Raw genomic sequence first — 20375 nt, forward strand, 5'->3', positions numbered from 1 at the left:
GTCGGTCCGCACCGCGATCGGTGCGGACCGGCCCAGGCTACCAGCGGCTTCAGTCCAGGCCCAAGTCGGCGCGGGTCCGTGCGACATCGGTCTCGATCTGCTCGACCAGTTCGGGGACGCTGTCGAAGGCGATCTGGCCGCGCAGTCGCGAGACGAAGTCGAGGCGGACGTCGGCCTCGTAGAGGTCGCCCGAGAAGTCGAGGAGGTAGGCCTCGACGGTCCGCTCGTTGTCGCCGAACGTGGGGTTGGTGCCGACGCTGATCGCCGCCGGGTGGCGGCGCGAGTCCAGGTGGAACCAGCCGGTGTAGATCCCGTCGGCCGGCACGGCCATGCCCGGCAGCGGCCTGATGTTCGCGGTCGGGAAGCCCATGTCGGCCCCGCGCCCGGCGCCGTGGACGACGGTGCCCTCGACGCCGAAGGGTCGGCCGAGGATCTCGGCGGCCTCGGCGACCTCGCCGTCGGTCAGGAGGCCGCGCACCCGCGTCGAGGAGTAGACCTCGTCGTCGGCGCTCAGGCCTTGGGCCAGGACCTCGAAGCCGTGCCGGCGGCCGAGCTCGGCCAGTTGCGCGACGTCGCCGGCGGCCTTGTGGCCGAAGCGGAAGTTCTCGCCTACGACCACGCCGACCGCGTGCAGCGAGCCGACCAGGACGTCTTCGACGAACCGCTCGGGACTCAGCTGCGAGAGCTCCTTGGTGAACGGCAGTACGCACACCGCGTCGGCGCCGGCGGCGCCGAGCAGTTCGATGCGGCGATCCAGGCTCGTCAGCTGCGCCGGCACCGCGTGCGGAGCGACCACCGCGGTCGGGTGCGGGTCGAAGGTGATGGCCACGCACCGGGCGTCGCGTTCGTCGGCGGCCTTGACGGCGGTGCGGACGAGCGCGGCATGGCCGCGGTGCACGCCGTCGAAGACGCCGATGGCCGCCACGGAGGCGGGCCAGTGGTCGGGGGTCGCGTCGATTCCACGCCAGGTTTCCACGGGGACGATCTTCTCACTGCCGCGGGGCCGACTCGAGCCCTATGACGCGGTCAGTGGCAGATACCGCTCGGTCGAGGCCGAACGCTCGCATCGACTCCCGAGGCGTCCTCGTGGGCCGCGACTGCGGGCCGGCCCCCGGACGGGCCCGGTGCGGAGCACAGTTACAACATCATCGACGAGTCGGCGTTGCCTCCCGAGGCGAAGATCAGCAGCATCAGGACCCCGATGCCGATCAACAGGAAGATGCCCAGCAGCAGCCAGGCGTTGCCGACCGTCTCGACATCGGCGGGGACCTGGTCGGCGAGCACTTCCGGCTCGTCGTGTTCGTGCTCCTCGGTGACCTGCTCGGGCACGGTCCGGCGGAATTCCTCCGGAAGTTCTTCTGCGGCGCTGGCGCTCATGACGGACTCCTGGGTGGCGGGTCGGGATTGCCGGAGGTGGGCCTCCACCCAGAATTCTCGGAGAAGCCGCGGGGAGCCCATGGCGTTTTACGAGAACTGTTCTGTATCAGGCGCGCATTCGCGCGCGAACGAATTACACGGACGTCAATACCGCCGGAACCGGCGAGGCGGGCCGGCCGGAGCCGACCCGCCTCTCGTCGCGACGCGGGATCGCCGGACCGCTCAGCCCTTGACCGAACCGGCCAGCAGGCCGCGCACGAAGTACCGCTGGAGCAGCAGGAACACGATCAACGGAACGATGATCGCGATGAACGCCGCCGCCGGCAGCCTCGTCCAGCCGAAGCCCCACGTGCCGGCCATGTCGCCGAGCACGGCCGTCAGGGGCCGGGTGGCCTCGCCGCCGCCGAAGGTCCGCCCGACCAGGAAGTCGTTCCACACCCACAGGAACTGGAAGATCCCGATCGAGGCCAGAGCCGGTGTCACCAGCGGCAGGACCACCCTGCGGAAGATCTGCGAATGGCTGGCCCCGTCGATCCGGGCCGCCTCCATCACGTCCGAAGGCAGCTCGCGCATGAAGTTGTGCAGCAGGAAGATCGCCAGCGGCAGCCCGAAGATGGAGTGCGCGACCCAGACCTGGACGAGCGTCTGCACGCCCGAGAGCTCCCAGGCCGGCATGATCGTGAACTCGCCGATCGACAGGCCCCGGCTGAAGAACGACAGCAGCGGGATCAGCGCCATCTGCAGCGGCACGACCTGCAGCGCGAAGATCGAGATGTAGAGCAGGTTGCGGCCCTTGAACTCGATCCACGACAGGGCGTAGGCGGCCATCGCCGCGAACACGACCGGGACGAGCACACCGGGGATGGTGATGACGACCGTGTTGATGAGGTTGCGGATCAGCCCGCCGCCCTGGGAGGTGCTGTAGAGCACGTAGTTGTACGTGTCGAGCGTGAACGCCGGGTCGGTGAACACGTTCCACCAACCGGTGGAGCGGATGTCGTCCTCGGGACGCAGCGAGGAGATGAACAGGCCGAAGGTGGGCACGGTCCACAGCACCGCGATGATGACCGCGGCGGCGCTGGCCATCCGGCTGGACAGGATGCGGCGCAGGCGCTGGCCGCGGGTCTCGGCGAGGCGGCGTTCGGACTTGGCGGTCTCTCGGGCCGGTGGGGTCGTGACGCTCATCGGGCCTCCAGTTCCTGGCGGCGCACGTTGCGCACCTGGTAGATGACGACGGGGATGACCAGCGCGAACAGCAGCACGGCCATGGTGGCGCCGCGGCCGTCGTTGCCGAGTCGGAACGCCTGGTCCCACATGTTGTGGGCCAGGACGTCGGTGCCGTGGTGGCCGCCGGTCATGGCCCGCACGATGTCGAACAGTTTCAGCGTGGCGATGAAGACGGTCACGGCCACGACGACGATCGCCGAGCGGATCGAGGGCACGGTGACGTGCCAGAAGATCTCGCTGGCGTTGGCGCCGTCGATGCGGGCGGCCTCGATGATCTCGTTCGGCACGCCCTTGAGCGCGGCCGAGAGCACGACGGTGGCGAAGCCGACCTCGATCCAGACCAGCACCACCATGAGCAGGAAGTTGTTCAGCGGGAAGGTGTTGAGCCAGTTGACCGGGCTCAGCCCGAACCAGACCAGGAGCTGGTTGAGCAGACCGATCTGGTCGCCGGATGCCTTGTACTGGTAGATGAACTTCCAGATGATCGAGGCGCCGACGAACGAGATGCCCATCGGCAGGAAGACCAGGGCCTTGTAGGTGCGCTCGCCGCGGCGGCCGTCGATGAGGACGGCGTAGACCAGGCCGACGACGGTCGACACCAGCGGCACCACGATGATCCACAGGGCGGTGTTGATGAGGATCTGCAGGGCGTCGGGGTCCGACAGCGCCCAGGCGTAGTTGTCGAGCCAGATGAACCGGGTGCCGTCGGAGTTGAAGAACGACATGCCGACCGTCCGCAGGGCCGGGTAGACCAGCCCCACGCCGAGGAACAGGAGGGCGGGGAAGAGGAAGAGGAAGGCGACCAGGCGGCTGCGGTTGCGCCTCGATGCGATCTCGGCGACGCCGTAGAGGGCGAGCAGGATCGCGACGAACGCCGCGAGGCCGACCAGCAGCAGTCCGAATCGGTCGGTGAGTTCGGAGATGTTCACTGTCAGGGCACTCCCAGAGTTTCAGCAATGCGCCGAGCGGGGTCGGTGCCCGACCCCGCTCGGCTCCATCATGGTCTCGGTCGGACTACTGCGGCCAGGAGTTCTCGATGTCGTCGGCCATCTGCTCAGCGGTCTTCTCGCCGTCGACCCACTGGACGATGCCGGTCCAGAAGGAGGAGGCGCCGACCTCGCCGGGCATGAGGTCGGAGCCGTCGAAGCGGACGGTGACCTCGGGGTCGGTCAGGATCTCGGTGGCGAACTGGTTGATCGGCGTGGTGGCGTTGGCCGGGTCCACGCCCTGGTGGGCGGTGCTCCACGGGCCGGTCTGGAGACGGGCGTTGTGGTACAGCTCGGAGGCCAGGAACTGGCGGGTGGCCTCGGTGGCCTCGGAGTCGCTGAACGCGGCCACGAACTCACCGCCGACGAGCATGGTGTTGTCGGTGTCGCTGGTCTCGGGGAAGCGGAAGGCGAACACGTCGCCGTCCTCGGCCACCTCGGTGCCCTCGGGCCACATGGCGCCGTAGAAGGACGCCTGGCGGTGCAGCGCGCAGTTGCCGTCGAGGATCGGGTAACCGGCCTCCTGGAACGGGGTCGAGCTGATGGTGTCGACGCCGTTGTAGATGTAGTCCTCGTTGGTGAGGATGGTGCCGGCCTTCTCGATGGCGTCGACGATCTGCGGGTCGTTGAACGGGATCTCGTGGTTGACCCACTGGTCGTACAGCTCGGTGCCCTCGCGCAGGACGATGTCCTCGATCCAGTCGGTGCCCGGCCAGCCGGTGGCGCCGCCGGACTCGAAGCCGACGCACCACGGCTTGACGCCGTCGGCGGCGATCTGGTCGGACAGGGCGATCATCTCGTCCCAGGTCGTCGGGATCTCGTAGCCGTTGTCCTCGAAGAACGACGGCGAGTACCAGACGAAGGACTTCGCGTTCGAAGAGTTGGGCGCGGCGTAGAGCGTGCCGTCGATGGTGCCGTAGGCGAGCCAGTCCTCGGTCCAGCCCTCCTGGGCCAGAGACGTGAGGTCCTCGGAGGCCGGGACGAGGTCGTCGGCGAAGTTCTCCATCAGGCCCGGCTGCGGGAACAGGGCGATGTCGGGCGCGTTGCCGCCGTCCACGCGGACGGTCATGTCGGCCTCGAACTCCCCCGAGCCCTCGTAGTCGATGGTGACGCCGGTGCAGTCCTGGAAGAACTCCCAGGCCGCGACCATCTCGTCGGCCTCGGTGTCGCGGATCGAGCCGAGAATGGAGACGGTCTCTCCTTCGAAGGAGCCGAACTGCTCGTAGTTGGCGCAGTCCTCGGCCTCCTCGGGCACCGAGCCCCGTGTCGAATCGTCTTCTTCGGGCGCGCCGCACGCGGCCGCCGCGAGCGCCATGGCGCTTGTGGCAGCCGTCAGGCACATCAATCGTCGGATCTTGCTCATCGGGGTTTCCCTCTCTATGCAGATGCTGGTCGCTCCGGCGAGTCCGACTGCCTCCCACGTCCCGGTCGGAGCCACGCCGTGCTATGGCGCACTGCTCCTTGCGGAACCGCCTCACTCGCCGCTGGAAACGACCGTGAAATCGTGCGCTGGCTAACATGACGTGTCAAGGCTAAATTACCGAATCGTTACTCAAGGCGACACTAATGAGATGTGTCGCCTCCCAATTCCATGGGAGCGGTGTCACAGCCGTATAGTCTCCCCGATCCACGCCGAGAAAGGTGCCCTCACATGACACGACTCGACTTCCCGGACGGCTTCCTCTGGGGAACCGCGACCGCCTCATATCAGATCGAGGGCGCCGCAGGCGAGGACGGACGCGGCCCGTCCATCTGGGACACCTTCGCCGACCGTCCCGGCAACACCTGGCGCGGCCAGTCGGGGCGCGTGGCCTGCGACCACTACCACCGCGTGGACGAGGACATCGAGCTGATGCGCTCGATGGGCGTCGACACCTATCGGTTCTCCATCGCCTGGCCGCGCATCCAGCCCGACGGCTCGGGCCCGGCCAACCCCGCCGGCCTCGACTTCTACGACCGGCTCATCGACAAGCTCCGCGAGGCCGGGATCAAGCCGATGCCGACCCTCTACCACTGGGATCTGCCCCAGACCCTCGAGAACCTCGGCGGCTGGCCCGTCCGCGACACCGCCGAGCGGTTCGCCGAGTACGCCGCGATCGTCGCCGGCCGCCTCGCCGACCGCGTCGACACCTGGTGGACCCTCAACGAGCCCTGGTGCTCGGCCTACCTCGGCTACGGCAACGGCCACCACGCCCCCGGCCGCACCGAGCCCGCCGCCGCCCTGGCGGCCGTCCACCACCTGCTCCTCGGCCACGGCCTGGCCACCAAGGCGCTGCGCGAGGCGGGGGCCGAGCAGGTCTCGATCGTGCTGAACCCGGCGCAGTGCCGCGGCGACGAGGAGGCCGTGGACTACGCCGACGCCGTGTCCAACCGGGTCTTCTTCGACCCGCTGTTCAAGGCCGCCTACCCCGCCGAGGTCCTGGAGCGCACCGCGCACCACACCGACTGGGGCTTCGTCGAGGACGGCGACCTGGAGTTCATCGCCCAGCCGATCGACCTCTTGGGCGTCAACTACTACAACCCGACCTGGGTCAAGAACGCCCCCGACGGTCCGGAGAGCCCCGTGGCCCCCGGCTCGGCCGGCATCGAGAACTGGACCCCCGAGGACCTGGACGTCACCGACATGGGCTGGCCCATCGACGCGACGGGCCTGACCGACCTGCTCGTGCGCATCCACAAGGACTACGGCGTGGCCACTATGATCACCGAGAACGGCGCGGCCTACCCGACGGGCCCGAACGAGGACGGCGAGATCGTCGACACCGAGCGGATCGAGTACCTGCGCGCCCACATCGCCGCGGTCCACGACGCGATCGAGGCGGGCGCGGACGTGCGCGGCTACACCGCATGGTCGCTGATGGACAACTTCGAGTGGGCCTTCGGCTACGAGAAGCGCTTCGGCCTGGTCTACGTCGACTACGCGACGCAGGAGCGCATCCCCAAGGCCAGCGCGAAGTTCTACGCCGACGTGATCGCCGCCAACGGCCTCGAGCGCTAAACCGGTTCGAGCGCCACGCGCAGGCTCGCGACGACGCGCTCGGGGGCCTCGGCTCGCATGACCGCGCCCATGACCGCGACACCCGCCGCACCGGCCTCCCGGGCGGCGCGGGCGCGGTCGGGGCCGGTCACTCCGCCGAGCGCGTACACCGGGACCGGGCTTGACGCGACCGCCGCCGCCAGGCCGTCGAGGCCGACCGCCGGCCCGTAGCCGGGCTTGGACTCGGTGGTCCAGACCGGCGAGTACGTGACGTAGTCGAGGTCGGCTTCGATGGGCTCGCCGGCGTGCACCGAGCGGCCCAGGCAGGCCGGGCGCGGTTCCGGCGCGGGACGGCCGGCCGACAGGTGCGCGGCCGGCACCGGCTCGGGCGGGTCTGCGAACACCAGTTCGCCGCCGTGCGCGGCCAGGTCCGGCAGCATTTCGGCGGCCAGGCGCCGCCGCTCGCCCCAATCGAGCTGCTTGTCGCGCAGCAGCAGCGTGAACGGGCCGCCGCGCAGTGCCCTGCCCACCTGCGCCGCAAGCGGACGCGGGCAGTCGGTGACGTCGGTGACGACGATGAGCCGGTGTTGCGGAGCGGCCATGGTCATCGATCCTATATGAATTGCCGGTTTGCCATCTCATTCGTTGCCTCGACCGATTTAACACTTCCGTATCGGTTCACGGTCCAAACTTGCGTTATTCACGACACAGATGAAAGACTGCTGTGGATGAATATCGGCGATCAAATCAACGTGCTGCGTACCGAGGGGGAGCGGATCGCCATCGCGGGAGGAGAACTCGCGCTCAATGCCGCTGTGCCGACTTGCCCCACTTGGACCGTACGAGACCTGTTGACACACATAGGAACAGTTCACCGCTGGGCGAGAGCCATAGTAGCGGGTGGACTCCAACACGACCCTCGTCAACGCGAGTTCCAGCAGATCATAGGCCCCACACCGCTCGACGAACTGCTGGTCGACTGGGTCCGTGTGGGGGTGAACCAATTGGCCGACACCCTGGAGGCGGCGCCCGACGACCTCCAGTGCTGGCAAGTGTTCCCGTCCGAGTCCTCCCGGCGCTTCTGGGTGCGACGACAGGCTCACGAGACCACGATCCACCGCGTCGACGCCGAACAGGCCCGAGGCGACGAGATCTCACCGGTCAACCGCGACTTCGCGGCCGACGGCATCGACGAGCTGCTGCTGGGTTTCCACGGACGGCCCTCCAGCCGCGTGCGCGCCCTCCACCCCTCGGTGCTCCACGTCCACGCCATCGACCTGCCCCCCGGGCACGGCGACTGGTACATCCATCCGACCGACGCCGGACCACTGGTGACGTTCAACGAGGTCGAATCACCTCACTGCACCATCGAAGGGCCGGTGGAACTGCTCTACCTGGCCCTGTGGAACCGGCTTCCCTTCGACGACCTCACGGTGAGCGGCGACCCGGCACTGCTGCAACTGTGGCGCAACTACTCCCCCGTACGATGGGTCGACCCGGTCGACGCTTAGCGACTAGAGCGCTACAGAACGAAGTTCCTCGCCGGCGGGCCCGTCGAGACGCGGCGGGCCCCGAAGCGCCGCGACGCGACCGCGCCGGTGCCCACGGCGCGCCCCGGACAGGCCGTAAGCTCTCACAGGTGAACCGAGAGCGACTCGCACCGACCGACGCCGTTCCCCGCGCCGCCCTGTGGATCCTCGTGCCCGCCGCGATCGCCACCGCCATAGGCCTGGCCCTGCTGTGGCCCTACGGCCTCGAAGCGGCCGAAGACCAGGGTTTCGGAACCGAGGTGACCGGCAATGTCATCGCCGTCCACGAGACCGAATGCGACCCGGCGCAGGCCGAACTGTCCGAACAGCTCCAGGCCGACCGCTGCGGCGACGTCGTCGTCCGACTCACCTCGGGCCCCGACGAAGGCCGGGAGATCATCGTCGACATCCCCACCGGCCCCGGGGCCGTCGACCCGCGACCCGGCCAGCACGTCGTACTCATCCACACGCCCGACTCCGTCAGCGGCCAGGACTACCACATCATCGACCACGAACGCTCCGGCGCGCTCTGGGCGCTCGTGATCGCCTTCGTCCTCGCCGTCGTCGCCTTCGGCCGATGGAAGGGCCTGCGGTCCCTCGTCAGCCTCGCCCTGACCTTCGCGGTGGTCCTGCTGTTCATCGTGCCCGCCATGCTCGACGGCAGCTCCCCCATCCTCGTCGCCGTCGTCGGCGCCTCGGCGATCATGCTCGTGTCCCTGTACCTCTCCCACGGATGGAACCGCACCACCACCGTCGCGGTGCTCGGCACCCTCGCCTCACTGATCCTGACCGGCGTACTCGCCCAGGGCGCCGTCCGCCTCGCCCACCTCAGCGGCGTCCTCGACGAGGAGACCACCACTCTGGCGATGCAGTACCCCATCGACATGTCCGGCCTCCTGCTCGCCGGCATCCTCATCGGCGCGCTCGGCGTCATCGACGACGTGACCGTCTCCCAGGCCGCCACCGTCGACGAACTGTCCAAAGCCAACCCCAAATGGGGCCGCGGACACCTGTTCACCTCCGGCATGCGCGTCGGCCGCGACCACCTCACTTCGGTGATCAACACCCTCGTGCTCGCCTACGCCGGCGCCTCCCTGCCGCTGCTGGTCCTCATCGCCGCCGCCAACCGACCACTCGGACAGATTCTCACCAGCCAGATCATCGCCACCGAGATCGCGCGCACGATCGTTGGCACGCTCGGGCTCATCGCCGCCGTCCCCATCACGACATGGCTGGCCGCGGCGCTGGCCCGCCGCGAAGGGCCGCGTCCGGCGAAACCGAAGGAGCCCAAGCGGGTGCGCCCGCGCCCCACCGCGGGGCCGGACGACACCTGGGACGAGGACGACGACTCGCCGTTCCCGCCGTCGCATCTGCGGTGAGGCCGTGTCCGTTCGCGGGGCCTAGAACTGTTCCGCGGCGGTGAGCAGCTTCTTGGCGGCCTGGTGGAGCGCCTGCAGCACCGTCATGACGGCCGGGCGGCCGGTCGACGAGGTGCGGTGGACGGCGTAGACGTCGCGGCCCGACAGCGGCTCGGCGATGCGCCGCACCGCCACGTCCCGCCGCTCGGCGGCGGCCATCCACGGCGCGACGGTGACGCCGAGGCCCTTGGCGACGAGCGTGAGGATCGTGTCCAGGCCCTCGAATTCCGAGACCGGCGCCGAGATGCCTTCGGCCCGCCACAGCCGGTCCAGGGCCATCCGGGAGGGTTCGCCCTCCGGTGAGGCGATCCACGGCTCGCCGGCCAGCACGTGGGCCGAAAGGACCCGCTCGTCGGTGAGCGGGTGCTTCGTCGGCAGCACCGCGACCAGCGGGTCGGAGACCAGGTGGTGGTAGGTGAGCGGACCGACCGTGCCCGGGCGGCGGATGCCGGACCAGTCGTCGATCAGCGCGATGTCGATCTCGCCGGAGCGCACGCGGCTGAGGCTCTCGTCGACGGTGTGCTGCTGGCGCAGCACCATGGTCAGTTCGGGGTGGCGGCGCAGCCTGCGCACGATCGGGCCGGCGAGGGCGACCGCGACGGTCGGGAAGGCGGTGATGGTGACCCTCCCGCGCGGGACGGCCGCGTCGGCGGCCAGATCGGTCTCGGCCGCCTCGATCGCGTCGAGGATGGCGCCGGTGTGCTCGACGAGGCGGCGGCCGGCGTCGGTGAGCTTCGCTGCCCGGGCGGTGCGTTCGAGCAGCGCCACACCGGTCTCTTTCTCCAAGGCGGCCAACTGCTGTGAGACGGCAGAGGCGGTCTGTCCCGTCGCCACGGCCGTGGCGGCGATCGATCCGTGGGACGCGAACTCGTAGAGCAGGCGCAGACGGCGAACTTCCAGCATAAGGAAATCTTACTCTCGGCGAAAGCTAGAAATACTTGCGTTGATGGTCCCGACCGGCCAGTCTTAGGCCCAGAGAGACCATCCACGAAGGAGCCATCAGTGACCGTCTCAGCCACACTCGCCGCCAGCGAGACCATCGCCGCCCGCCGCGCCGCCGGGGAGGAGGTGCTGGCTCTCGCATTCGGTGAGGCCGGGATTCCGGTGCACCCGCTCCTGGGCCAGCGTCTCGCCCAAGCCGCCTGCAAGACCTCCTACGGGCCGGTCGCCGGCATCCGACCGGCCCGCGAGGCCGTCGCCGGCTACTGGAGCAGACGCGGCCTCACCACCGAGGCCGACCAGGTACTGCTCGGCCCCGGCTCCAAACCGCTGCTGTTCGCCGTCCTCCGCGCCGCCGGAGGCGACCCCGTCATTCCCTCGCCCGCATGGGTCTCCTACGCCGCGCAAGCCGAGCTCATGGGCCGCACCCCGATCCGGGTGCCGGCGCCCGAGGGCGAAGGCGGCGTTCCCGAGGCCGAAGCGCTCGACACCGCGGTCCGGCGGGCCCGATCGGTCGGAAGGGACCCGCGCATCGTCGTCGCCACGCTGCCGGACAACCCGACCGGGCGACTGGCGTCCGAGACGGCGGTCAAAGCCATGTGCGAGGTGGCCCGTGAGCACGACCTGCTCATCCTGGCCGACGAGATCTACCGCGACCTGGTCTTCGAGGAGGGCCCGTTCCCGTCGCCGGCCTCCTGGGCGCCGGAGCGGACCGTCACGACCACGGCGCTCAGCAAGAACTACGCCCTCGGCGGGTGGCGCATCGGCGCCGCCCGCTTCCCCGAGCACGACGCTGCTTCCACCGGAGGGCGACTGCGCGAAGCCGTCCGCGGCATCGCCTCCGAAGTGTGGTCGTCCACGCCGATGCCGATGCAGCACGCGGCGGCCTACGCCTGGACGGACCCGGTCGAACTGGTCGACCGGATCACGGCGGCCCGCCGGCTCCACGGATCCGTGGCCCGCGCCGTGGCCGGCGTCTTCGAAAGCGTCGGCTGCGACGTCCTCGAACCGCAGGGCGGCTTCTATGTATGGCCCGACTTCGAGCCGCTGCGAGCGGGCCTGGAGGCGCGCTGGTCGGTGAGCGGCAGCGCGGACCTGGCACAGGTCCTGCTGGACCGGTTCGGAGTGGGAGTGCTGCCGGGGTCGGCGTTCGGCGACGACCGGTCCCTGCGGCTGCGGGTCGCGGTCCCGGGGCTCTACGGCTCGACCGACTCGGAGCGGTTGGCGGCGCTGGTCGCCGACTCGCCGACGAGCATGCCGTGGATCGCCGACGCCCTCGACGGCCTGCGGCACCAGCTCGAGAACCTGGTCGCGGTGGGTTGAGCGTGGTGGGCGCCGCCCCGTGCGGGGCGGCGCCCACCACGCCCGAACCTCACAGCCAGGCGTTGACCGCCACGATGGCCCCGTAGACCGCGGCGATGACGACGATGAGCGCCACCGCCAGGAACAGCACGCCGACCACGCGTTGGATCTCCAGTTCGCGCCCGTCCCTCACCGGCCCGCGCCAGCGCCCGTAGCGCCAGTGGTCGCGACCGGAAGCGCCGTCCTCCAAGTCCCACAGCAGCGACTGGAGGTCGGCGATGCTCTCGGCTCGTCGCGCCAGCTGGCGGCGCAGGCGGTACTCGGGCCCGTCCATCATGCCCCGGCGGCGGGCCGCCGCCAGCCGGCCGAGCGCGATCCGCTTGTCGGCCTTCGAGGCGCGAGATGCATAGGCGTCCATGACAGCCTCCCCACCTTGTCTGTCAATCATGACAGAACAGCGGGAATCGCGCACACCTCGTTTTTCGTCAGTCCAAGAGGTCGGAGACCGCCCGCGCCAGGTCCACGTCCTTTGCGGACACCTTGTTGCCGGCGGAATGGGTGGTGGTCGAGACGCTCAGCTTGTTGTAGCGGATCGTGAGGTCGGCGTGGTGGTTGCGCCGCTCCTGGACCCAGCCGACGGACACGGCCGCGGCGACGGCCGGCAAGTGTCCGTCGAAGGCCCAGGTCTGCTCCAAGCGGTCGCCGTTGTGGGACCAGCCCGGCAGCTCGGAGAGCGCCAGCTCGATCTCGGCTTCGGTCAACGGTTGATCGGTCATGCCACCGATTGTGTCAGTTCTCCTCGATCAAGGAGACCACTCCGGTGTCCAAGTCGTAGACCGCGCCGACCACCAGGACCGAATCGAGCGACGAGCGGCGGCTCAGATCGGCGACGGTGCGCCGGACCTGGAGCCGCATCGCGTGAGAAGCGGCCCCGCGCTCGTCCGACTCCTCGGCCAGCGCCTGCGCGGCCGGCTGCCACAGCTGCTCGACCAGGTAGTCGCTGCGCGGGTCGTGCGTGTCGGCCTCGACCGCCTTGAGCGCCGCGCCGATCGCGCCGCACCGCTCGTGGCCGAGGACCACGACCAGGCTGATGCCGAGTTCGGCGGCCGCGAATTCGAGCGAGCCGACCGCAGCGCGGTCGGGGACGTGCCCGGCGGTCCGCACCACCAGCAGCTGCCCGAAGTCGCAGTCGAAGACCGACTCGGCGGTGACACGGGAATCGATGCAGGTGAACACGGCCGCGCTCGGTTTCTGGTTCGGTGCGGCGTCGCGGGCGGCGACGATGTCGCGGCGGTAGCGCGGCTCTCCGGCGACGAACCGGCCGTTCCCTTCGATGAGGTCGACCAGCGTCGAGGCGGCGCGATGGTTGTCGATCAGCGATGATGCGGTCAAATCTGGCACCCCTGAATAGTGCCGAACGGATTCCGAACCCGCAAGGACGACGGCCACACCGAGACGCATCTTTTACCGACCGCACGTTGTCGGTCCGTGATCTGATGGTCCTGGATCCGCATCAGTGAGTCACGGCTTCATATTCTACGATTGCCGAAACCCACCGCGTCCGTTCCCAGCTGGAGGAATCAATGCGCACCTACGGTGACGGCTGTCCCGCGGCACACGCCCTCGACCTCGTCGGCGAACGCTGGTCGCTCCTGATCATCCGCGAGCTCCTCCTCGGACCCAAACGCTTCACCGACCTCAAGACCGGTCTCGGCGGCGCCAGCGCCAACGTCGTGTCGCAGCGACTGCGCGAACTCGAGGCCCACGGCGTGGTCACCAAACGGCGCCTGCCTCCCCCGGCGGCCTCGCAGGTGTACGAACTCACCGAGTGGGGACGCGAACTGGAGAGCATCATCGTGCACCTCATCCGCTGGGGCGCCCGCTCCGCCGGCATGCCACTGGACGCCCCGATCGGCACCGACGCGCTCATCCTGGCGCTGCGCGGACTGTTCATCCCCGTCGCCGCCCAAGGCTTCGACGCGGCCTTCGAGCTGTGGGTCGGCGATCGGCCCTTCATCGCCGAGATCCTCGACTCGCAGCTGCTGCTCGCGCCCGGGCGCCCCGAACATCCGCACGCGATCATCCGCACCGACGCCGAGACCCTCAAACGGCTCACCCTCGGCGGCCGCAGCCTCGACGTCTCCCTCCACGCCGGACGCATCACCGTCCAAGGAGACCAGGCCATGGCCGAACGGTTCCTCGGCATGTTCAGGCTCCCCGAACCGGCCGCCGCCTCCCGCGTCGACGGCGAACTCCCTTAGGCGCTGACGCCAGTCGACTGACGGATGCCGCGCCCGTCGCCGCGCCCGTAGCGTTGCCGCCGCAACGGAACCGAGGAGGCCACATGCGCGCCGTACGCCAGCACGAATTCGGCGGACCCGAAGTCCTGCGAATCGAGGAGACGCCCGAGCCGGAGCCCGGGCCCGGGCAGGTCCGCATCCGCGTCCACGCCGCCGGGGTGCACTTGATCGACACCACCATCCGCGCGGGTCGGGCCGACCGGATGCCGTACCCGCTCCCGGAACTGCCGATGATCCCCGGCCGCGAGGCCGCGGGCGTGGTCGACGCCGCCGGACCCGGCGTCGACCCGGCCTGGATCGGCGAACGGGTCGTCGCCCACCTCGGCTTCGCCTCCGGCGGCTACGCCGAATGGTGCGTCCGCGACCTCGCCTCCGTCCACGCCCTGCCGGACGGGGCCGAGTTCGCTGCGGCCGTCGCCATGATCGGGACCGGGCGCACCGCGCTCATGGTCCTCGAAACCGGGCCCGTCACCGCTGAGGACACCGTCATCGTCCCCGCCGCCGCCGGTGGTATCGGCACTCTCCTGACACAAGCGGCGAAGAACGCCGGCGCACACGTCGTCGGCCTCGCCGGAGGTCCCGACAAGGCCGCGCGAGTCCGAGCGGGCGACGCCGACGCGGCCATCGACTACCGCACCGACGACTGGACCCGGCGACTCGACGAAGCGCTCGACGGCCGCGAGGCCACCCTCGTCTACGACTCGGTCGGCGGCGGCGTCGGACGCGCCATGCTTGAACGGCTCGGTTTCGGCGGGCGGCTCGTCATCTTCGGATGGTCGTCGGGCGAGGCCACCGAACTGTCCGCCGGCGACATCGTCGAGGGAGGCCTGACCGTCTCCTCGGCGCTCGGCCCGAAGCTCCTCGAACGCATGGGCGGCCTCCGCGAGGTCGAAGCCCGCGCGCTCGCCGAACTGGCCGCCGGCAGGCTCGTCCCGGCCGTCCAGCGGTTCGCCCTCGCCGAAGCCGAAAAAGCCCACCGTGCCCTGGAGGACCGGGACACGGTGGGCAAAGTGGTGCTGGTGCCTTGATCAGCTGGCGGTGACCAGTTCGGCCTTCGCCACGTTCGCCAGCTCCGGCACGCGGGTGTGCGCGCGAGCGAGCACGAAGGTCAGTCCGAGACCGGCCAGCGCGAGTCCGACACCGGCCAGGATCGGCGAGGTGAGGCCGAAGCCCGCGCTGACGGCGACGCCGCCGAGCCACGCGCCGTTCGCGTTGGCGAGATTGAACGCCGCGTGGTGCAGCGACGAGGCCAGCGACGGAGCGGCGTGCGCGCCGTCGAGCAGCAGGCGCTGCATGATCGGACCCACCAGCGAGGACGCCGCCGCCATCAGGAAGACGCCGCCGACGGCCAGCGCCGGGGACTCCATGGTGAAGAACATCAACAGCATGACCGCGGCGATCACCGTGAACGCCGCGAACAGGCCGGGGATCGGCTGCCGGTCGGCTACCTGGCCGCCGATGACGTTGCCGCACGTCATACCGACGCCGAAGACCGCCAGGGTGACGGCGACGGCCAGCGGCGCCAGGCCGGTGACGTCGGTGAGGATCGGCGTCAGGTAGGTGTAGCAGGCGAACATGCCGCCGAAGCCGATCGCGCCGGTGACCAGCGGCATGATGACCTTGCCGTTGCCGAGGGCGCGGATCTCGTCCATCGGCCGCGTCGCGGCGATGACGCCGTTGGCGCTGGGCACGGTCAGCCAGATCGCGGCCATGGTGAGCAGGCCGATCAGGGCGACGCCGAGGAAGATCACGCGCCAGTCGACCTGGCCGGCCAGCAGCGCGCCGACCGGGACGCCGACGACGGTCGCGAGGGTCAGCCCCGACATGATCCCGGAGATGGCGCGGGCGCGTCGTTCGAACGGCACCAGGCTCGCGCCGACGACCGCGGCGGCGCCGAAGAAGGCCCCGTGGGGCAGGCCGGCGACGAACCGGGTCCCTAGGAGCGTGGCGAAATCGGGGGCGAGCGCGGTGGCGAGGTTGGCGACGGTGAACCAGCCCATGAGGGCGATCAGGAGCCGTTTGCGGCCCACGCGGGTGGTCACGACCGTCAGCAGCGGCGCGCCGATGACCACGCCGATGGCGTAGGACGAGGCGAGCAGGCCCGCGTGAGCGAGCGACACGCCCTCAGAGGACGCGATGTCGGGGAGGATGCCCATCACGATGAATTCGGCGGTTCCGATGCCGAACGCTCCGATGGCAAGGGCGAACAGAGGCAGGCGCATACAGCGGCTCCGTGATGCAGAAGAAGTATCAGTGAGAACGGTGAGGCTGTCACCGGCTGCATCGTTGCCCGACCGGTCGCTCTCGGATGAGTTCGCGAGCGCTTCGTTCGGCTCGCCTCTCAGAACGGCACAGGGGATTGCGCCGACCCGTCAACACTAAGAACGCATCGGCATACTGGAAAGCCCCTGAAGCGAATTGCCGGGGTGACCTCGGTCAAGTGCGGGGGCCGAGCGCTCTCGCGAGCTCGGCGGTGCCGGCGGTCGAGCGCGAATCCGGTTCAGGCGCATACGGGATCGGGCGAAGCCGGGAGCCGGGGACTCCGAGCGCCCGAAGGAATCGACGGACATGAAGAGAGGCCCCGCGTCGCGGGGCCTCGGCCGTGGGGCAGGCAGGACTTGAACCCGCGACCAATCAGTTATGAGCCGACCGCTCTAACCAGCTGAGCTACTGCCCCGGCGCCGAATATCCTCTCACACTTCGGGTTTTTGCGTGATCAGAGGGTCCGCGAACGTGCACTGCGGGACACCGATCGGGTCCTGCGACCGCACCGGCCGGGGCCTGGAAGTGTCGCGGCTTGTTCACCGGTTGTTGACAACCCGGCAACGGTGGTATGGGATTGCGCAACCGTTTTTCCCTGTTTGGCCGATAACATCTGAGCCACATTCACAACGGTTCCATAACGACACATGGAGCCGTGGCCCCGGTCTCCCTATTATCCGTGTCACTCGCATCATCGCGTGTTTCTCGAACGTTGCACTCGCACGCCCCGATGCCCGAAACCTCCGAGGGGGCCCATTGAGACGAGCAGTACTGATGCTGTCGGCCGCGTTGGCCGGCCTGGTTCTGGGACTGGGGGTGAGCAGCACCGCCCAAGCTCAGGAAGAGATAGGTGTCAACGGCACCCTGAAAGATCAGGAGGACAACCTGATAGCCGGGGTCGAGATCGCCGTGGTCGACGCCTCCGGCACCGAAGTCGGCACCGCCACGAGCGGCGACGACGGCACCTGGACCATACCCCTTGAGGAACCCGGCACCTACATCGTCACGCTCGACGAGTCGACCCTCCCCGACGGGCTGCTGGTCCGCAACGGTCGCCCCGAACTGGAAGTGCAGGTCCGCAACAACAACCGGACCGTGCTGTTCCCGCTCGACACCCGGCTCGACCCCGACGCCGTCCCCGAGGAGTCCGAGGAGCCCGGTGAGGACGCCACCTCGGACGGGTCCGCCGACGACGAGGAGACCATCGGCGGCGACGACGCCGAAGAGGAGATATCCCCCGAGATCGAAGGGGCCGGCGGCGCCACCCGCGCCGTCAGCCTGCTGTTCAGCGGCCTGCATTTCGGCCTCATGATCGCGCTGGCCGCGGTCGGCCTGTCGATGGTCTTCGGGACCACCGGGCTGACGAACTTCTCCCACGGCGACCTGGTCACCTTCGGCGGCGTCATGGCGCTCATGTTCAACGTGGCCCTCGGCCTGCCGGTCTGGATCGCCGTGATCGGCGCCGTCGCCGCCGGCGCGGCGTTCGGTTGGCTCCAGGACTGGGGCCTGTGGAGCCGGCTGCGCAACCGCGGCACCGGCCTGGTCTCGATGATGATCATCTCGATCGGCATGGCCCTGCTCATCCGCTTCGCGACGCTGTTCTTCATCGGCGGCGAGCGCGAGCGCTACACCGACTACGTCGGCCAGGAGCCCTGGGATCTGGGTTGGCTGGTCATCACTCCGAAGGAGGTCTACACGGGACTGATCGCCGCGCTGGTGTGCTCGGCGGTGGGTTTCGCTCTGGTGTTCACGCGTCTGGGCAAGGCGACGCGGGCGGTGGCGGACAATCCGTCGCTGGCGGCGTCGACCGGCATCGACACCGGCAAGGTGATCCGCCTGGTGTGGACGATCGGCGGGTCGCTGGCGGCTTTGGCCGGGGTGTTCCTGTCGGTCAATGACGGCGTCAAGTTCGACATGGGTCAGCATCTGCTGCTGCTGGTGTTCGCGGCGGTGGTCCTGGGCGGTCTGGGGACGGCTTTCGGGGCGTTCCTGGGGGCCATGATCATCGGCGTGTTCGTGCAGATGTCGACGCTGGTGGTCGCGGCCGAGTTGAAGTACGTCGGTGCGTTGGTCGTGCTCATCGTCATCATGCTGACCCGGCCTCAGGGCATCCTGGGTCGTCGCGAGCGGATCGGCTGAGGTTAGGAGACGCAATGGATTGGCACTTTATTCTCAGCCAGGCTCTGACGCAGGCCATCGGTCCGACGATGCTCATCTACGCGATCGCGGCGATCGGTTTGAACGTGCAGTTCGGTTACACCGGGCTGCTGAACTTCGGTCAGGCCGCGTTCGCGGCCATGGGCGCGTACGGCCTGGCACTGGCGGTGGTGGCGTTCGGGTTCAGCTTCTGGTGGGGCGTGGTGATCGGTCTGGCCGCCGCGGTGGTCATGGCGCTGCTGCTGGGCATTCCGACGCTGCGGCTGCGGGCCGACTATCTGGCGATCGTGACGATCGCCGCCGCCGAGATCGTGCGCCGGTTGGCGCGGGCGACGGTGTGGGCCGAGTACACGGGCGGTTCGGACGGCATGCGCGGATTCAGCGAGCCGTTCTTCGCGATGAGCCCCTACGATCCGCAGGCGAATTGGGAGCTCGGGTTCATCTCCATGGAGTCGGGTCGCCTGATCGTCGACTTCGGTGTGGTGGACCTGCAGTACTCGAGCCGCGACCTGTGGGTGATGACGGTCGGCTGGGGCCTGGTCCTGGTCTTCTTGGTGGTGGTGGGCCTGCTGGTCCACAGCCCGTGGGGCCGGGTGCTCAAGGGCATCCGCGAGGACGAGGAGGCCGTGCGCAGTCTCGGCAAGAACGTCTTCGCCTACAAGATGCAGGCACTGGTCATCGGCGGCATCATCGGAGCGTGCGCGGGGTTCGTCTTCGCGTTGAGCCGCGCGAACGTGCAGCCGGACACGTTCAGTACGGACTTCACGTTCTACTTCTACGTGGTGCTGATCCTGGGCGGCGCGGCGCGGCTGTTCGGTCCGATTCTGGGCGCGGCGCTGTTCTGGGGCTTCTACAACCTGATGTCGCAGACGTTGAGCCAGGGGATCCGGGCCGAGATCATTCCGAGCAGCGTGTTGAGCTCGACGCAGGTCGGTCCGCTGGTGTTCTTCCTGATCGGTCTGGGGATGGTCCTGTTGCTCATCTTCCGTCCGCAGGGCATTCTCGGCAATAGAAGGGAGCTGATGCTCGATGTCCGATAGCCGAGAGCTGCGAGGACGCGAGGCGCGGGACGCGGCCGTGGAGGCCCTGTCCGGCGTCGCGGCCGAGCCCGGTGCGGCGAAGCCGGATCCGATTCTGACGGCCTCCGGCATCAGGCGTGCCTTCGGCGGCCTGGTGGCGGTCGATGTCGAGCATCTGGAGGTGCAGCGCGGCACGATCACGGCGTTGATCGGCCCGAACGGCGCCGGCAAGACCACGCTGTTCAATCTGCTGACCGGTTTCGACCGGCCGAGCAAGGGGTCGTGGTCGTTCAACGGCCGCAGCGCGAGACGGCTGCGTTCGTATCAGGTGGCCCGGACGGGCATGGTGCGGACCTTCCAGTTGACGAAGGCGCTGACGCGGATGACGGTGCTGGACAACATGCTCATCGGCGCGACCGGTCAGATCGGCGAGCGGATGTGGGCCGGTCTCATTCCGGGCCTGTGGAAGCGGCAGGAGGCCGCCAACCGCGAGCGCGCTCTGGAGCTGCTGGAGCGATTCAACCTGCTCGACAAGCGGGACGACTTCGCCGGTGAGCTCTCGGGCGGTCAGCGCAAGCTGCTGGAGATGGCGCGGGCGTTGATGCTGGAGCCGCGGATGGTGATGCTCGACGAGCCGATGGCGGGGGTGAACCCCGCGTTGAAGCAGACGCTGCTCGAGCACATCAAGAACCTTCGTGAGGAGGGGATGACGGTGCTGTTCGTGGAGCACGACATGGACATGGTCCATGAGATCGCCGACTGGGTGGTGGTCATGGCGTTCGGCCAGGTGATCACCGAGGGCACGCCGGACCAGATCTCGGCCGATCAGCGCGTGATCGACGCGTATCTGGGTGCGCATCACGATGGCGCCGAGCACTGAGG

General features: G+C 69.1%; 20 protein-coding genes and 1 tRNA gene. 9 read left to right on the top strand and 12 right to left on the bottom strand.

All coding sequences use genetic code 11. The features are described from left to right. Positions 1–49: 49 nt before the first annotated feature. The 5 genes from ACYVL2_RS12315 to ACYVL2_RS12335 form a co-directional block, all read right to left on the bottom strand. On the bottom strand, positions 50–976 hold the full coding sequence (locus ACYVL2_RS12315; RefSeq protein ID WP_460543662.1) for a bifunctional riboflavin kinase/FMN adenylyltransferase: 927 nt from the start codon (positions 974–976) through the stop codon (positions 50–52). A gap of 161 nt (positions 977–1137) precedes the next feature. Further along, positions 1138–1377, bottom strand: a complete 240-nt coding sequence (locus ACYVL2_RS12320; protein ID WP_460543664.1) for a hypothetical protein — start codon at positions 1375–1377, stop codon at positions 1138–1140. Positions 1378–1599: 222 nt separating this feature from the next. Further along, entirely contained in the window at positions 1600–2562 is a 963-nt protein-coding gene (locus tag ACYVL2_RS12325) for a carbohydrate ABC transporter permease (RefSeq protein ID WP_460543666.1), read from the bottom strand. Continuing rightward, a complete protein-coding gene (locus ACYVL2_RS12330; RefSeq protein WP_460543814.1) occupies positions 2559–3539 on the bottom strand; it encodes a carbohydrate ABC transporter permease in 981 nt (326 codons plus the stop codon). The genes ACYVL2_RS12325 and ACYVL2_RS12330 overlap by 4 nt, the downstream gene beginning before the upstream one ends. 79 nt (positions 3540–3618) lie before the next feature. Next, complete coding sequence (locus tag ACYVL2_RS12335) at positions 3619–4953, bottom strand: ABC transporter substrate-binding protein (RefSeq protein ID WP_460543668.1); 1335 nt, start codon at positions 4951–4953, stop codon at positions 3619–3621. 288 nt (positions 4954–5241) lie between these two features. Here ACYVL2_RS12335 and ACYVL2_RS12340 point away from each other — a divergent pair, with 288 nt between their 5' ends. Beyond that, positions 5242–6588 (top strand): glycoside hydrolase family 1 protein, encoded by a 1347-nt coding sequence (locus ACYVL2_RS12340; RefSeq protein WP_460543670.1) that lies wholly within the window; start codon positions 5242–5244, stop codon positions 6586–6588. Here ACYVL2_RS12340 and ACYVL2_RS12345 read toward each other — a convergent pair. Further along, the gene (locus tag ACYVL2_RS12345) at positions 6585–7169 is read right to left on the bottom strand and encodes a thiamine phosphate synthase (RefSeq protein ID WP_460543672.1); all 585 of its coding nucleotides are present in this window, start codon (positions 7167–7169) and stop codon (positions 6585–6587) included. The genes ACYVL2_RS12340 and ACYVL2_RS12345 overlap by 4 nt on opposite strands. A 126-nt stretch (positions 7170–7295) precedes the next feature. Between ACYVL2_RS12345 and ACYVL2_RS12350 the strand changes: the two genes are divergently transcribed. Next, entirely contained in the window at positions 7296–8078 is a 783-nt protein-coding gene (locus ACYVL2_RS12350) for a maleylpyruvate isomerase family mycothiol-dependent enzyme (RefSeq protein ID WP_460543673.1), read from the top strand. 128 nt (positions 8079–8206) lie between these two features. Then, positions 8207–9475, top strand: a complete 1269-nt coding sequence (locus tag ACYVL2_RS12355; RefSeq protein ID WP_460543675.1) for a YibE/F family protein — start codon at positions 8207–8209, stop codon at positions 9473–9475. Positions 9476–9496: 21 nt separating this feature from the next. Here the strand turns inward: ACYVL2_RS12355 and ACYVL2_RS12360 are convergent, their stop codons facing one another. Then, positions 9497–10417, bottom strand: a complete 921-nt coding sequence (locus ACYVL2_RS12360; RefSeq protein ID WP_460543677.1) for a LysR family transcriptional regulator — start codon at positions 10415–10417, stop codon at positions 9497–9499. Between the two features lie 99 nt (positions 10418–10516). On the opposite strand from ACYVL2_RS12360, the gene ACYVL2_RS12365 reads away from it, so the two are divergent. Beyond that, on the top strand, positions 10517–11776 hold the full coding sequence (locus tag ACYVL2_RS12365) for a pyridoxal phosphate-dependent aminotransferase (RefSeq protein ID WP_460543679.1): 1260 nt from the start codon (positions 10517–10519) through the stop codon (positions 11774–11776). 49 nt (positions 11777–11825) lie between these two features. On the opposite strand, the gene ACYVL2_RS12370 is transcribed toward ACYVL2_RS12365, so the two are convergent. The 3 genes from ACYVL2_RS12370 to ACYVL2_RS12380 form a co-directional block, all read right to left on the bottom strand. Next, entirely contained in the window at positions 11826–12173 is a 348-nt protein-coding gene (locus tag ACYVL2_RS12370) for a DUF1707 domain-containing protein (protein ID WP_460543680.1), read from the bottom strand. 67 nt (positions 12174–12240) lie between these two features. Next, entirely contained in the window at positions 12241–12531 is a 291-nt protein-coding gene (locus ACYVL2_RS12375) for a 4a-hydroxytetrahydrobiopterin dehydratase (protein ID WP_460543682.1), read from the bottom strand. 13 nt (positions 12532–12544) lie between these two features. After that, positions 12545–13147, bottom strand: coding sequence for a carbonic anhydrase (locus tag ACYVL2_RS12380; RefSeq protein ID WP_460543684.1), 603 nt, complete (start codon positions 13145–13147; stop codon positions 12545–12547). Between the two features lie 191 nt (positions 13148–13338). Here ACYVL2_RS12380 and ACYVL2_RS12385 point away from each other — a divergent pair, with 191 nt between their 5' ends. Beyond that, positions 13339–14016, top strand: a complete 678-nt coding sequence (locus tag ACYVL2_RS12385; RefSeq protein WP_460543686.1) for a winged helix-turn-helix transcriptional regulator — start codon at positions 13339–13341, stop codon at positions 14014–14016. A gap of 83 nt (positions 14017–14099) precedes the next feature. Next, on the top strand, positions 14100–15083 hold the full coding sequence (locus ACYVL2_RS12390; RefSeq protein ID WP_460543688.1) for an MDR/zinc-dependent alcohol dehydrogenase-like family protein: 984 nt from the start codon (positions 14100–14102) through the stop codon (positions 15081–15083). Here ACYVL2_RS12390 and ACYVL2_RS12395 read toward each other — a convergent pair whose 3' ends face one another. Both ACYVL2_RS12395 and ACYVL2_RS12400 read right to left on the bottom strand, forming a co-directional pair. After that, on the bottom strand, positions 15084–16277 hold the full coding sequence (locus tag ACYVL2_RS12395) for an MFS transporter (protein ID WP_460543690.1): 1194 nt from the start codon (positions 16275–16277) through the stop codon (positions 15084–15086). 381 nt (positions 16278–16658) lie between these two features. Continuing rightward, positions 16659–16732, bottom strand: a tRNA-Ile gene (locus ACYVL2_RS12400). A gap of 341 nt (positions 16733–17073) precedes the next feature. Between ACYVL2_RS12400 and ACYVL2_RS12405 the strand changes: the two genes are divergently transcribed. The 3 genes from ACYVL2_RS12405 to ACYVL2_RS12415 are packed head-to-tail and all read left to right on the top strand — an operon-like array spanning position 17074 to position 20373. Then, on the top strand, positions 17074–18456 hold the full coding sequence (locus tag ACYVL2_RS12405) for an ABC transporter permease subunit (protein ID WP_460543692.1): 1383 nt from the start codon (positions 17074–17076) through the stop codon (positions 18454–18456). A gap of 14 nt (positions 18457–18470) precedes the next feature. Then, the gene (locus tag ACYVL2_RS12410) at positions 18471–19514 is read left to right on the top strand and encodes a branched-chain amino acid ABC transporter permease (RefSeq protein WP_460543694.1); all 1044 of its coding nucleotides are present in this window, start codon (positions 18471–18473) and stop codon (positions 19512–19514) included. Between the two features lie 37 nt (positions 19515–19551). Continuing rightward, positions 19552–20373, top strand: coding sequence for an ABC transporter ATP-binding protein (locus tag ACYVL2_RS12415; RefSeq protein WP_460543696.1), 822 nt, complete (start codon positions 19552–19554; stop codon positions 20371–20373). Positions 20374–20375 lie beyond the last annotated feature (2 nt).

The sequence above is a fragment of the Glycomyces halotolerans genome (assembly GCF_054779575.1).

Excerpts from the sequence above, each read along its gene's own strand:
- ACYVL2_RS12340 (WP_460543670.1), top strand. The coding sequence starts at position 5,242 with ATGACACGACTCGACTTCCCGGACGGCTTCCTCTGGGGAACCGCGACC.
- ACYVL2_RS12410 (WP_460543694.1), top strand. The coding sequence starts at position 18,471 with ATGGATTGGCACTTTATTCTCAGCCAGGCTCTGACGCAGGCCATCGGT.
- ACYVL2_RS12370 (WP_460543680.1), bottom strand. The coding sequence starts at position 12,173 with ATGGACGCCTATGCATCTCGCGCCTCGAAGGCCGACAAGCGGATCGCG.
- ACYVL2_RS12385 (WP_460543686.1), top strand. The coding sequence starts at position 13,339 with ATGCGCACCTACGGTGACGGCTGTCCCGCGGCACACGCCCTCGACCTC.
- ACYVL2_RS12320 (WP_460543664.1), bottom strand. The coding sequence starts at position 1,377 with ATGAGCGCCAGCGCCGCAGAAGAACTTCCGGAGGAATTCCGCCGGACC.
- ACYVL2_RS12350 (WP_460543673.1), top strand. The coding sequence starts at position 7,296 with ATGAATATCGGCGATCAAATCAACGTGCTGCGTACCGAGGGGGAGCGG.
- ACYVL2_RS12335 (WP_460543668.1), bottom strand. The coding sequence starts at position 4,953 with ATGAGCAAGATCCGACGATTGATGTGCCTGACGGCTGCCACAAGCGCC.
- ACYVL2_RS12395 (WP_460543690.1), bottom strand. The coding sequence starts at position 16,277 with ATGCGCCTGCCTCTGTTCGCCCTTGCCATCGGAGCGTTCGGCATCGGA.
- ACYVL2_RS12345 (WP_460543672.1), bottom strand. The coding sequence starts at position 7,169 with ATGGCCGCTCCGCAACACCGGCTCATCGTCGTCACCGACGTCACCGAC.
- ACYVL2_RS12360 (WP_460543677.1), bottom strand. The coding sequence starts at position 10,417 with ATGCTGGAAGTTCGCCGTCTGCGCCTGCTCTACGAGTTCGCGTCCCAC.
- ACYVL2_RS12325 (WP_460543666.1), bottom strand. The coding sequence starts at position 2,562 with ATGAGCGTCACGACCCCACCGGCCCGAGAGACCGCCAAGTCCGAACGC.
- ACYVL2_RS12390 (WP_460543688.1), top strand. The coding sequence starts at position 14,100 with ATGCGCGCCGTACGCCAGCACGAATTCGGCGGACCCGAAGTCCTGCGA.
- ACYVL2_RS12375 (WP_460543682.1), bottom strand. The coding sequence starts at position 12,531 with ATGACCGATCAACCGTTGACCGAAGCCGAGATCGAGCTGGCGCTCTCC.